The sequence below is a fragment of the Natrononativus amylolyticus genome (assembly GCF_024362525.1).
GTDB classification, from domain to species: Archaea; Halobacteriota; Halobacteria; order Halobacteriales; family Natrialbaceae; genus Natrononativus; species Natrononativus amylolyticus.
The window spans coordinates 1-12,179 of the sequence record NZ_CP101459.1; the positions used below are offsets into that span (position 1 = coordinate 1).

Sequence of the window (12,179 nt, forward strand, 5' to 3'; positions counted from 1 at the left end):
AGAGCCGTCCAGTTGTGTGGTATTCTGAGACGACTGGTATACGCTGTCGATCACGGATTGGACTGACAATCCCTCGAAGACCGTGTTTCGCTTCGGGTCGACGCCGTTTTCGACTGCGTTCAAGAACGAACGCGCCTGTCGCTCGTACGGGTCGATCCGATCGACCTCGAGGGTCGTTCGTCGATCCCCATTGAAGAGTTCGATCCGATTCCCGCCGAGGGCCAACTCCGCCCCGCCTTCAGTGCCGTTGATCACGAACGTCTTATTTTCGGGACCATTGGTTTGCCATACGACCTCGAGAGAGATCGTATTCCCATTGGCACAGCGAATGAACGCGCTTGCGGCGTCTTCGACGTCGATTAGAAGGCGTACTCCTCGACTTCATTCGACAGTGTAAGCACGTGGCCACACAAGCGTGAGGGAAGTACGGGTGAATTGTGAGCTTTCGGGCCGTTCTCTGTCACCGTTTCAGTTCTCAGTGCTCTCCGTATTTCGCCGCTCCATTAGGACGTAGAGACCGGATAATCCGACGAGGTAGATCGTGATACCACCGAGTACGATCCAGAGGACTGGGTTCGTCGGGTCGACATCGGTCCACGACCGGCCGAACCCGAGGAGTAGCAACGCAAACCAGATTACGAGACTCTGTATCGGGATCTTGGCGGCGCTCCATCGAGTTTCGAACGCAAAATACACGTTGACCACGCTGAACACCGCTGCCCAGCCCAGAAGCACCCGCGAAGTGAGTGGGCTCACTGCCCACGGCCATGAATTGATCATCAGGTCTGGAACGACGAACAAGACCAGAATCGCCAGGGTCAGCACGATCCCGACGGCGCCACTCGTCCAGCGAATGATCGACGGTATCATCGCTTCATCAGACGCTGGTGTTCGGGGATCAGTCCGACCGTTATAGAGCCAGAGACCCGGAATGAGTATGGGCGTCGCTATGTACAGGAACACCCAGAGCCAGGTGGAGAAGTGCCCGTGGTTGAACGCTTCCCAGTGAAGGTACGTCGCGATAGCCATCGCCAACGTAAAGACGGCGATCCCCGGAAAGAGGACGTGGACCCGATGCCATTCATCTGCCGTGACAACCCGATAAAAGAAGTATACACCGGCGCCGTACCCGGCACCCATCAAAAGGGGAGTGAGCGCCGGGTTGATCTCCCAGGCGAAATAGACTCCCGTCTGATTCGGAGCGAAATAGAGGGTGACGAACGCCAGAAACAGCACCGGCGCGATAATATACCCGCTCCACCGCGTCACTCGAAACACGCGATCGTCCCTGATAGTCTCAGTCGCCGGCGCCGCTGAGGAATGCTCGGTTGAACCCATTGAGACTATAATGATTTACTATTATATAGTCTTAGGCTGGCTCCATCCGGTAGGCCGTGTCAGTGTCGACGTCGTCGTACATCCGACCGAGCATGTCGAGTGCCGACTCGAAGGTCGCGTAGTACTCGGTTGCGAACGCCACGGTCTCCTGGAGCGGGATGACGGGCCGTCCGTCGACCATCTCGGCATCGACCTGTGACCGGGGTTCGAAAACGACCTGTATGGCGCCGTCGAAGTCTTCGGTGGGCCGCCGTTCTTGTGCAGTCGAGATTCCGAACCGATCGAAGAACTCCGCCCAGGCGTCGAGGTTGGACTCGTAGACGGCGATAAACAGTGGATAGTCCTCTGGGTCGCGAGCGACCTGGTAACCACCGCGGGTCCAGACGTAGACCGCATCGATGGCAGTGTATGCATACTCCATACCTGCAAACTGCGGGAGGACATATGCTTCTGAGATCGACGGTGGCGAGGTGTCTGCTGACGCCGTCAGGAACTCGAGACCAGCGTTTCGGACTGTCTGATCGACGAGATGGAGGCCATCATCGTATGCGACGTATCCTGCCTCCTCGAGACGGTTCACGACTCGACGGACGGTCTCTCGATTCTCGTCGATCTTCCGTGCGACGCCGGAGATGGAATCACCCGACTTGAGCGCGAGGATGACCTTGAGCTCCTTCTCGCCACATACTTCGTACATCCTATGGTTACACAATTCTGTGCAATAGACAAAAGGATTATTGGAAGACAAGGAGAAGGTCTCCCCCTTCCAATATAATTCTATAAATTTATTGCGTGTTTTCCAGGACGGCGGTCTACTGTCCTCGCCGCCACCTATTTATATGTCGTTGCACAAAATCAGATAGTGTCTGAAATGGCGAAACAGGGTATAACAGTCTGTATCGATGCCTATCCAAACGCGGAGACCGATGTCTTTCGTATCGGAGCCGCAGATGACATCCTTCGATTGTTGGCCGACGCCCACGACACGGAGTTTACGATCCCAGAGCTCGTCGACGCTACGGGTGTGACCCGCTCAACGGTTTGGCGGGCTGTCGACCTCCTCGAGAGTATCGGTGCCGTACAGATTCGGGAGACACCGCAACGAAACTACGTCGCTATCAACCCGGACCGACTCCGAAAAGACGACCCGATCCTCGCCGTTGCACAGTCGGAGTTCCATCCGCCGATCCGAGCGTTCGTAAGCCGCGTTCGAGAGACGATTACCGACGCCGACGACATCGATGAGCTGCTCGGGGTCGTCGTGTTTGGGAGCGTCGCCCGCGGCGACGCTGACCGCCGGAGCGACATCGATTGCTTCGTCGTCGTCGACGGTGACCGGACGGCTGCCCGCCGTCGCATCACGGATATCGTTGCCGAGCTCCAGACCGAACGCTTCGACGGTGACCGCTTCGTATTCGAGCCGTACGTCGAATCCGCGGAGAGTGCACGTAGAGCCGGATCAAAACTCCGTGAGATTTTCGACGAAGGGATTACGGTGGACGGGAGCGACCGACTCGACTCGCTCCGAAAGGAGGTGCTTGCCGATGAGTAGTACGCGAATCGAGCAACTCATCGACAGCGCCCAGGCCGCGTTCGACCGCCGTCCGACGGCGATCGAAGCCGGGCTCGACGTCGATGACGCCGCACTCCTCCAGTTGCGGAAGGCCTGTCGCTTGCTCGCCGGCGCCGAGGCACTACGAGATGCCAACTACTACACACTCGTAATCGAAGCCTCGTTCGTCGCCATCGAACGAACCGTGGAATTCCGGCTCCTTGAACGCGGAACGATGCAGCCGACCGATCTCCCCGGTACGCATCCCGGAGTCTACCGGGAGGCGGCAACCGCCGGTGTCTTCGGGGAGTCGATGGCAGCAGATCTCGCGGATCTCTGGCGCGACCACCGGGCAAAAACGTACTATCAGGACGGACTCGCCTCAGCTGCTCGTGCCGACGCGATGTACGAACTCGCCGTCGAAGTGCATGCATACGTTACTGGCCGGTCTCGCCGGGGTCACGAGTGTCTCTGCGGCGACGAGACGTAGGTGCCGCTTCGTCGCCCAATCGACGGTCTCCCGACCGACATGCGGAGGGAGTGTTACTGTCGTGAGCGGTATCGTCGATACAGGTGAACCCGATGTGAATAGGAGGCGAGAGCGCGTGTTCTGCCCCGTTCGCTGCTGACAGGTCGGACAGCGATTCGGGGGACGATCAGTCACGACTGTCTCGAGTCAGGCCCGAAAACAGATCGATCGACGGAGAGACCGACAGGTAGTCGATCCGGATGGACACCTACGCTGGCTTTGTGTGGTGGGGGTAGTTTGGAGCGTGGCTGCTCTCTCGAGGGTGTTTCGGGTCCGTGGTCAGCGGTCGCCGTGGCCGCCAGCTGTCGCCAGTGGATCGTTTCGCCCGGAACTTTGGCGTCCGCGGGCAGGCACAGCCGTCGTTCGGTGTACGAGAGGCCGTTCTTGCGTTCGGTGCGTTTGCGGATCGAGGCGGTGGTTGGTGAGGCCCTGGAGGGCGTCGATCGTTCGCGGGACCAATTGCTTGGCGAGTGGCTTCACCGTTCCGCTCAGGTTGAGCCGAGACACCAGTTGATCGGCGTACTGATCGGTCACACCCGTTGTGAGCGCGAGTAGGACCACAACCCTGGATTCTGCGTTATCTTCACTCCCACCACTACTAATCAGGAAGGCGTTCCTCGTCGTTGTGACTAGCGAGAGCGGCGACGTCGACCGATGAGTCGACGTCCATGATCGTGCGAGTGGTGATCCCTATCCTGTGGGTGGCTATCTCTGTGTTCTCACGGCGGGTCGGCGTCGGGCTGGGTCACAACGGGTGTGACGCCGCATTCGGTCACGGTACTTTCCTCGAGTAAATCGAGGTGACAGTACCGGTTCTCTGTGAGTCCGACAGCCGTCTCGCGATCCATCGTCAGAATCTGCGTGGCAGGTTGGGTTGGACTCACCTGGCGAGTCGACGCCTCAAGGTCACTCCCACCAAGCCGGTCCATCGCTTCCCAGACGCGCGTGATGGTCGTCCCGTGGGGCTTTTCGCCCATGATCGCAGTCAGCGCCTGGCGGACGTCCTCACGAGTGTAAAAGACGCCACTACCATCCGTGCGTTTGGTTGCGAACTCCTCCCAGCGTTGGGTGACTAACAGTGCCCGATAGGTGTTGTGCTCGCTGCGTTCGTCGACAAAGCGTTTCTTGACCTTGTACTGGCGACAGTTCGCGAAGAAATCTAGCGGGCTCGTCGATGGCTCGACGTCGTCGGGGAATTGTCTCGTGGGCTCTTCAGATGGATCGGTGGTGGCCTCGAGGCTCGCTTCGACCTGGCAGGCTTTCGCGCTTGCAGCGCGAGCGATCTCCGTCGCATGTTCGGCCGCACTCGCTGCCTGGGTGGCCTTCTGTGCGAGGTCTGTCCGTGTCTGGTCGCTTTTGTCGATTCGCTTCTCGAGGTCGGTGATGCGCTCGTGCTGGGCCTCAAGCTGGCCGCGAAGCGATCGGTTGTCGGCTGCAAGTGATTCGACGTTCGAGTGGAGCTGTTGGGCTACTTCAGCAAGTCGTTGGAATTCTCGAGAGAGTTGATTGACGTTATTTGGGGTTTCCTCAGGCGATCGCGCTGTGCTCCCTCCGAGGTCCTGATTTTCGGTCGACATTCGATTAGGGAGCGTGTGTTCTCGTAGAGTGAGCAGTCGACAGCCAGTGGTGTATCGCGGGTGGGCTGAGGAGGGTTCCGTTGAACGTCATTTACATATCGTCCCCCTGGATTCGAGTAAGAAGCTTGAGGCGACCACGTGGGACGGGACCGACGATGAGCTCTTCGAGGCGAGTCGCGGCTGCTCGAGGATAGGCGACTTTGACGATCTCGTCGGTTGGGTCGTATTCGGGGTGGACGTCGGCGACGGTCGTGGTGGTGCCGCCGATGCAGTACTCGTTCGCTGGGGTATCTGTGAGGCCGGCAACGAGCAGATGTTGGGTGGGGTCTTCGCGGTCGCGGACGTGGTCGCCGACGTGGAGGGCAAGGGTGTCATCGGTGGGTTCGTCCTCGAGGGCGGTTCCACCGTCGGTCTCGAGGGTGTGAGCCTGTGTGGCGGTCTGTGTTTCTCGGTGGTCGCTTCGGTCGAAGCGTTTCCAGATACTCTGAGCGAGGTGCTGGAATTCGGTCGACGGGGTAGCGAGCTGTACGTCGTTAATGCGAGCCGTGTGGTGATGGGTGAACATGCTGGATCGTCTACTCGAGAAACGACGATATGTGAGCGATACACGGAGAGCACCGTGTAGTGTAACCAGAACACAGCGGCTACTCGTTTCGTCCCCCAACAAGCAGGCTACTTGTCGTCACCAAGTACAGTCTCGCCGCTGACTGCTGAGCACGTACGTGTTGCCCTAGGGAAGACTTACAAGTCAAGGTTCCGTACCGTTCAGTACTCTGGTGTCCGGTTGCGTACATATCTTGGTGCCAGAGTATTGCTCGGTGAGCGCGCGAACGAGTGCCTTGGAACTCACTTTCCGTTCGTTCGCTCACCGGAGCCACGTGACCTCGAGCGGTGAGTGATTCTCACGAGGCTCACCTCTGGCATAAGCGATGTATTGCCACCGCTGGTAATAAATGTGTGCATCACGATGAAGAAAATAGTTCATGGTGATGTATCTAACCGGCAAATCCACTGTGGTTAAGCCGCTAGATTGATGTATTGTAAGTCAATGCCACCTCCGATGGTGCCGTGGATGACCAAAACTGACCAATATATTCTCACCCTGCTTGATCGAGTAGGGTTTGCACTTCCCCCGAAGGCGATCGGACTGGGGCTCCGTGAGGAGTATGGTGAGGAGGCTCCTTCGTGGCGACACGTCTCTCGCCGATTGAGCGGTGATCTGACTGACCACGGCCTCGTCAATCAGCCGTATGCCGGGGAAGTTCGTGGCTACTATGCGATCACTGAACTTGGAGAACGGTATCTCCATGATCCCGATGCTAAACCGGAGGAGTTCGTCAACGATAATACGACTACCGAAGAAGGATGAAATCCCTCGGGTAGTGGGATTCTGATTTCCCTTAGCTCTCCAGTTTACCACCGTTTTTCACTGGCAGTTTCTTCTCACGAGAAGACTATATCGTCACTGGCGTTTACACTGTATATATGTGTGAGAGTTGCTATTTGCTTTCCACTGCAGATGGTGGCCGAGCCAGAACGCGATAAGAATTATACAAGTCAATTCCCCAATCGACCATCTGTCTATTCGAACTTACAATCATGGCAATGTGTTTTCCGCTTCCATACTCATTGTAAGCCGCAACCGCAACCTTGCGTGTATCGTAGATACCGATACCGAGGGTATGTGCTTGGTCGAGCACCAACGGTTGATGACTTCTATACGCCGTTTCACTAACCACAAACTGTGTCTGCCGATTTTCTCTTGCCTCGAGATAGCTTGGCAAATCAAAAATGACCTCCGTATCGATGCCTAGCTCGAGAAGACCTCGATATGCGTGGTACAAAATTGGGTTATAGATCGAGCAAAGCGCTCGGAACTTGCTTGTTTTGTGGTCATACAATTTGAGGGCTGTCCACAGTGCCAACGAAGGACGAGTTGGATCGGAGATTATCAACTCCGTGTCAGCCAATTCAGGTAGCGGAACGGTCGCATGTTTTGGTGGGAGGCGTTGTAACCAGGCTGCCTTTTCTATAAGCTGCTCAACCGCGATCCCCAATTCTGTATAGGCAGATAACGCACGTGTGCCTGTCGCTGTGAGTTGTCGTTGACCACTGAGATCCTCCGTCCAGCCAAACTCGTCGAACTCTCCAAGAATCCGTCTAACTGTCGGCCGAGAAGGCGAGCCTTCTATCTTCGTCTGTAGCTCTGTTAGACGAAATTTGCTTTCTTCTAACTCTCGCAATAGGGTAGCAGGGTGATCAGAACGAGTCATATACGACAATCTCTCTGCCGAAATCGTACCGAGAGAGGTTTCGATACTGTCCAGAAGCATTTTTCCGCCGGCGGTAAGCTCGATGCCCCTCTCGTGGCTGTTTACGAATCCACGATCGCGCAGTACAGCCAAATGGTTAGAGGCCGTTTGCCGAGAGACGTCTGCCTGCTTGATGAGGTCTGTTTGTGTGACTGGGTTCGAGAACTCATTGAGTCCACGGAGAACTTCGAGACGTGCTGTATCGACCGTCTCGTTGATTACATCGCGTACAACGAGTTCCTCCCTTGTGAGGGGATTTTTTGCCCGTCTTGTATTCGAGGACACTGTCTCTCTTACTCCTCTCTTCCGCTCTACTCTAATCACGGTTTTTATTCCAACAGTGGAAATGGAAAAATCACTATTTCATTTGATTTTCCAAATTGGTTAATTCGTCCTCATATTTGTGGATTTAATTCGGCAGTGGATTTATTTGTGGGCTAGTAAGTATTGGACTATGGACTCACAAATCCGACATCCACCTATTCCTTCTGGACATCCACTCATAGGACACGCTCTTGATTTTGCTCGTAGCCCATTTGACTTTATAGACCGTGCAACAAGTGAATGCGGCGATCTTTATCTTATGGAACTTCCGGGTACAGATGTTTATGTATTGGCTCATCCGGAATACTTCAAACAAGTCCTCGTAACTGAGGTCGATTCGTTCGGGAAAACTGCAGATTTTCAGCGAGTCTTCGGTAACGGATTGCTCTCTACGGAAGGTAGACAGTGGAGTTACCAACGAAAGATTCTCCAGCCGTTGTTCCATCGGCAACGGATCGGAGGGTATGGTAATCAGATGGTCGCCGCTACACAGCGACGACTCGACACATGGACTCCAGGCAAAATCCATGATATCGAGTCAGAGATGCACCACCTCACCTTGGAGATTCTCTTTTCGACACTTCTTGGACGTGAGCTGCCACCTGAAGAAGGCGACGACCTTCGTGCTGCATCAGATGGGCTCAATAAGTGGTTCGTTCCAACATCATGGCTATTGCCAAGTTGGGTGCCAACACCGTCACGCCGAGAATTCACTAATTCACAGGGGGTCCTGCGAAAGGAAATTCGCCGGCTACTAGCAGATCATAGCGGAAGTTTAGAAGATCAGCAGAGTCCATTCTCAAGTGAACCTCAACAAGATACTCTCTTATCGAAACTCCATCAGGCAAGTGAGGAAAGTGATCAGGGTACCCTCAGCAAAACAGAGATTGAAGATCAGCTGCTGACGATGATTTTTGCTGGGTATGAGACGACTGCATCAGCGCTCGGATTTGCCTGGTACTCGCTGGCAACGAATCCCGAAATCAAACACGCATTTCATGAAGAACTCGACACGGTGCTGGATGGTGACCTCCCTACTCAAGAAGATATTCCTGACTTAGAAATCACAAACCAAATCGTCACTGAGACGATTCGGATGTATCCGCCAATTCACACCATACCCCGCGAAACGACGCGAGACGTCGAAATTGGTGAATATCGGATTCCAGCTGGCGAGGAGGTTCACTTATCGGTTATGGCAGTTCATCGTGATGAGCGGTATTATGATGATCCGCTATCGTTCCGACCCAGTCGATGGACAGCAGAATTTGAGGACGATCTACCTAATCATGCGTTCATCCCGTTTGGTGGCGGTCGTCGAACATGTATTGGCCGAGAGTTTGCCCGTCTGGAAGCGGCACTAGTATTAGCGACGATCGGGCAGCAATGGACTCTCGAGTGGGCAGGTGAAGAGACGACGCTTACAGTTGAACCAGAAATCACGACACGGCCGAAAAACGGCTTACCGATGCAGATTACACGTCGAGAGACGTCATAGTTGAGCACTGTAGTGGCTTATCTCGTACGGAAGATCGCGTATCGGGCTTGATGACGGCCTCAATCATCACTATCCCGCAGATCACACAACGACCGTAATGCGACCTACGATAAACGCTATTGCAGTAAGATATGTTCCCTTCTTGAGTAGCGATTGCCCGGCCGTCGGGTCGGTAAAACTCCGATACCCTGCGTAAAACATCATCGAAACTGCGGGTGCCGCGAGAAGAAGATATGATTTTCCGAGTGCTCCAATAACGTACGGAAGAGGGCTAGTCAGTACTACAGCCGTGAGTAGCACCATTGCGATACTGAGCGCTCGTTGTTCTCCAATGGCGATCGGCAAGGTGTTCAATCCCTCTTCGCGATCGCCTGCGATGTCTTCGACGTCTTTGATGATCTCGCGGGCGAGCGTCGATAATGCTGCGATCAAGAAGAGGACTGTTACAGGGACCGTCAACTGATCAACTGCAACCGCCCCAAAAAGGAACGTACTACCACCAAGAAATGCAACCACAGCGTTTCCCACTCCTGGTAGTCCTTTGAAGAACTCCGTATATACTGCCAGTAGAAAGAGATTCACCAAAGCGATGGTCGTAGCCACTACTGGTAGTGTAAAGGCGAGACCGCCAGCCACAATGAACAACACGATGCTAAATATGAGTGCTATCCGTGGTGACACAGTTCCTCGAGGGATTGGCCGCTCGGGATCGTTGATTCGGTCGAGATCCCTATCGAAGTAGTCATTTAGGACCATGCCAGCGGCCGTTGCCAGGATTGTTATCGCGACTGCCAGCGTAACTGATTCTGAATAAGCAACGACCTCTGTTCCCTGAGCGACAAACGCACCTGTGAACGTCAGCACTCCGGCTACAATGGCGTTTCCTGGTCGTGTTAATTCCAGTAGTCCACTGATGCGCTCGGCGTTCGACACGGGGCGTGCTTTTGCTGACGACGCGAAAAAGCCCCCGAAACGCTTTCTATGATGTATCGGAGTTGAGGTATAGGATTAGTATTCTGAGCACTGACTTACCCTCGATCTTTGAGTCCTGGATATACGGATATCGCTCGAGTGATACTGGCACCTCAGGTTAGCATACGGAATTGTACATAAAATTCGATTTCTCACAAGTGCTGAAAGAGGGCTGATCTACAAATAATCTGAAAAGAACGAGATTAGTGGACGGTAAGGTCGCTCTCGTCTGGGTGGGAGGTACTCACCCAATAGTGTTTTCGCAGGAGTAAATCTCCGTCTTCAATCTGATATGCTCGAGGTGATTGCGCTTTTTGTTCTTCCCACTCAATGGCCCACTGCTCAGAAGCCAGTGGGAAGTTCGATAGCTCATACCACATGGTTTTGGTACTCTCGTCCCATCCAAGAACCTCCCATTCTACAGGGTACACGGGAAGGTCTGGATCTCGAATCAGTGATGGAAATGCCGCCGGATCATCGCTGACTGAGTCTGATTCGCTAACTCGCCCAAGGTGCGTTAGCTGATCACGCAGTTCACTAGCAAGTTCCGCAGGAAGTGGGACCGAATTTCGCTTTTCATCGCCAATTATTACGTACTCGTCGCCGAGCCGTCCGAAAACGAGCTGTGGATCAGCTACCTCGAGTGTAATGTATGGCTCTAACGGTGGATGTGATGCGGTATCTGGAATTTTGAGTTGGGCCCATTTCCCAGCAGATTCGCCACCATCAATTCGCCAGCAAATTTGTGGATCACAAATGGAGTTTTGATAATGAATACCGAACTCAACTGAGTGCCCATTGATCTCAATTTCGTATTCGTATGATAGATGATCGTCGATGTTGGTCCTCCTGTTCATGATGTTCTCTTCAGCTTCTATGGTAGCCGCCCGCATAGTGATTTACTTCGGTTCACGACGCCCCACATTATCTGGAACGAGCCAGTGAGGAGTGATTACGGTGTTGTAATCACCGCCGACGCTGTGGCGTAATCACGCGAGACACCTCGTTTCGACGCGTCTAGACGAGTAGAAAACGAGTATCGGAGACACCTCACAGTAGCCGACCGTTCATTCCACCGCAGACCAGCGACAATGTATCACTGGTCCCCCTTTGGAGGGATCGTGTGGAGTCGCGCTGATTACGCGGTCTCTCGAGTCGTGGTTACGACACTGTAATCACCTGCTGGATTCGTCGTCAGGTGTTCCGTCAAACCTGACCTCCGAGTCGCCTCGCAGAGACGGTGCAGTAGGTTCCGTCTCGAGGTCAGTCGGTTCAGCTGTCTCCTCAGGTACCATGAGTGCGTTCGCAGTCACTCGCCTGGTGTATGCGAGCCAGTCGTCACGGTCGGCGACGATCCGGTTCTGTTTTGGTTCGTCGTTGAACTCGAGGAGGTCAGCACCGAATGTCCCAATCCACTTCATCGACTCGCGAATCGTGTTGTTGTTCGGGCTATCAACGTCGAGGTGCTTCGCGAGTTCAGGCGAGTAGATCTCGCGATCGATGATCTTGCGGACGTCGTTCGACGTCAGTACCATCCGTCCCTCGTTCGTGTGGGCATACTGCTCGAAATGTGGAAAGAGTCGTGCGGCGAGTTCCTGACGTGCGTACAACCGGTGTTGCTCGCGAGGGACGTGTTGTACCGTCAGGTATTTCTGGTGGATCGGGAGCAACTCCTCGAGATCTGTCCCGCCGGATTCGGCGATCAGTTCGCCCGGATCGATCTCGCCAACCTCGATATCGTGAACCCGATCCTCGATCGCCAGCAGATCGGCCTCGAGGGCCTCGATCTCCTGTGCCCGCATTTGCACGCCGTTTCCGATCGGAAGGCCATCGATCCAGATGTTCTCGATGAAGTGCTTCCCGCGGATTTCGACGGTGGGCTGCGATTGGACGTCGCGATCGAGTGCAGCGAGTCGGCGTTCGAGTTGGCGGCGTCTGCGCTGTTCGGCTGTGAGTGTTGCCTCGAGGCGTTCGATGGTGGCTTCCTGGTGGTCAACTCGTTTCTGGAGTTGTTCGACGTGCGCTGTGCGGTCGGGTCCGTCGGACTGGTCAGCGTGGGAGTTCGAAAACATGGCTC

At 54.8% G+C, this 12,179-nt stretch carries 12 protein-coding genes and 1 pseudogene; 5 read left to right on the forward strand and 8 right to left on the reverse strand.

What is annotated here, in order from left to right:
* Positions 1-468: 468 nt before the first annotated feature.
* Entirely contained in the window at positions 469-1,338 is an 870-nt protein-coding gene (locus NMQ11_RS15420) for a hypothetical protein (RefSeq protein WP_255171250.1), read from the reverse strand.
* Between the two features lie 31 nt (positions 1,339-1,369).
* Entirely contained in the window at positions 1,370-2,035 is a 666-nt protein-coding gene (locus NMQ11_RS15425) for a helix-turn-helix domain-containing protein (RefSeq protein WP_255171577.1), read from the reverse strand.
* A gap of 174 nt (positions 2,036-2,209) precedes the next feature.
* On the opposite strand from NMQ11_RS15425, the gene NMQ11_RS15430 reads away from it, so the two are divergent.
* Together NMQ11_RS15430 and NMQ11_RS15435 are read left to right on the forward strand one after the other, a co-directional pair.
* Entirely contained in the window at positions 2,210-2,890 is a 681-nt protein-coding gene (locus tag NMQ11_RS15430; protein ID WP_255171251.1) for a nucleotidyltransferase domain-containing protein, read from the forward strand.
* Positions 2,883-3,380: a DUF8154 family protein gene (locus tag NMQ11_RS15435; RefSeq protein ID WP_255171252.1), complete on the forward strand. Its 498-nt coding sequence runs from the start codon at positions 2,883-2,885 to the stop codon at positions 3,378-3,380. The genes NMQ11_RS15430 and NMQ11_RS15435 overlap by 8 nt, the downstream gene beginning before the upstream one ends.
* Positions 3,381-3,550: 170 nt before the next feature.
* Here NMQ11_RS15435 and NMQ11_RS15440 read toward each other — a convergent pair.
* Both NMQ11_RS15440 and NMQ11_RS15445 read right to left on the reverse strand, forming a co-directional pair.
* Positions 3,551-3,905, reverse strand: a pseudogene (locus NMQ11_RS15440) (DUF8008 family protein); the annotation flags it as partial.
* Between the two features lie 233 nt (positions 3,906-4,138).
* A complete protein-coding gene (locus NMQ11_RS15445) occupies positions 4,139-4,996 on the reverse strand; it encodes a DUF3450 domain-containing protein (RefSeq protein ID WP_255171253.1) in 858 nt (285 codons plus the stop codon).
* Positions 4,997-5,024: 28 nt separating this feature from the next.
* On the opposite strand from NMQ11_RS15445, the gene NMQ11_RS15450 reads away from it, so the two are divergent.
* Together NMQ11_RS15450 and NMQ11_RS15455 are read left to right on the forward strand one after the other, a co-directional pair.
* Positions 5,025-5,621, forward strand: coding sequence for a hypothetical protein (locus NMQ11_RS15450; RefSeq protein ID WP_255171254.1), 597 nt, complete (start codon positions 5,025-5,027; stop codon positions 5,619-5,621).
* A 447-nt stretch (positions 5,622-6,068) separates the two neighbouring features.
* Positions 6,069-6,365, forward strand: a complete 297-nt coding sequence (locus NMQ11_RS15455) for a hypothetical protein (RefSeq protein ID WP_255171255.1) — start codon at positions 6,069-6,071, stop codon at positions 6,363-6,365.
* 130 nt (positions 6,366-6,495) lie between these two features.
* Here the strand turns inward: NMQ11_RS15455 and NMQ11_RS15460 are convergent, their stop codons facing one another.
* On the reverse strand, positions 6,496-7,593 hold the full coding sequence (locus NMQ11_RS15460; protein WP_255171256.1) for a transcriptional regulator FilR1 domain-containing protein: 1,098 nt from the start codon (positions 7,591-7,593) through the stop codon (positions 6,496-6,498).
* 169 nt (positions 7,594-7,762) lie between these two features.
* Between NMQ11_RS15460 and NMQ11_RS15465 the strand changes: the two genes are divergently transcribed.
* On the forward strand, positions 7,763-9,130 hold the full coding sequence (locus NMQ11_RS15465; protein WP_255171257.1) for a cytochrome P450: 1,368 nt from the start codon (positions 7,763-7,765) through the stop codon (positions 9,128-9,130).
* A gap of 81 nt (positions 9,131-9,211) precedes the next feature.
* Here the strand turns inward: NMQ11_RS15465 and NMQ11_RS15470 are convergent, their stop codons facing one another.
* The 3 genes from NMQ11_RS15470 to NMQ11_RS15480 form a co-directional block, all read right to left on the reverse strand.
* Positions 9,212-10,063, reverse strand: coding sequence for a geranylgeranylglycerol-phosphate geranylgeranyltransferase (locus tag NMQ11_RS15470; RefSeq protein WP_255171258.1), 852 nt, complete (start codon positions 10,061-10,063; stop codon positions 9,212-9,214).
* A 242-nt stretch (positions 10,064-10,305) separates the two neighbouring features.
* The gene (locus NMQ11_RS15475) at positions 10,306-10,959 is read right to left on the reverse strand and encodes a hypothetical protein (protein ID WP_255171259.1); all 654 of its coding nucleotides are present in this window, start codon (positions 10,957-10,959) and stop codon (positions 10,306-10,308) included.
* 318 nt (positions 10,960-11,277) lie between these two features.
* Complete coding sequence (locus NMQ11_RS15480; protein ID WP_255171260.1) at positions 11,278-12,174, reverse strand: hypothetical protein; 897 nt, start codon at positions 12,172-12,174, stop codon at positions 11,278-11,280.
* Positions 12,175-12,179: the final 5 nt, after the last annotated feature.

What these genes read in the sequence shown, in the direction of transcription:
- NMQ11_RS15475 (WP_255171259.1), bottom strand. Translation starts at nt 10,959, where the DNA reads ATGAACAGGAGGACCAACATCGACGATCATCTATCATACGAATACGAA.
- NMQ11_RS15455 (WP_255171255.1), top strand. Translation starts at nt 6,069, where the DNA reads ATGACCAAAACTGACCAATATATTCTCACCCTGCTTGATCGAGTAGGG.
- NMQ11_RS15420 (WP_255171250.1), bottom strand. Translation starts at nt 1,338, where the DNA reads ATGGGTTCAACCGAGCATTCCTCAGCGGCGCCGGCGACTGAGACTATC.
- NMQ11_RS15430 (WP_255171251.1), top strand. Translation starts at nt 2,210, where the DNA reads ATGGCGAAACAGGGTATAACAGTCTGTATCGATGCCTATCCAAACGCG.
- NMQ11_RS15445 (WP_255171253.1), bottom strand. Translation starts at nt 4,996, where the DNA reads ATGTCGACCGAAAATCAGGACCTCGGAGGGAGCACAGCGCGATCGCCT.
- NMQ11_RS15480 (WP_255171260.1), bottom strand. Translation starts at nt 12,174, where the DNA reads ATGTTTTCGAACTCCCACGCTGACCAGTCCGACGGACCCGACCGCACA.
- NMQ11_RS15425 (WP_255171577.1), bottom strand. Translation starts at nt 2,035, where the DNA reads ATGTACGAAGTATGTGGCGAGAAGGAGCTCAAGGTCATCCTCGCGCTC.
- NMQ11_RS15435 (WP_255171252.1), top strand. Translation starts at nt 2,883, where the DNA reads ATGAGTAGTACGCGAATCGAGCAACTCATCGACAGCGCCCAGGCCGCG.
- NMQ11_RS15465 (WP_255171257.1), top strand. Translation starts at nt 7,763, where the DNA reads ATGGACTCACAAATCCGACATCCACCTATTCCTTCTGGACATCCACTC.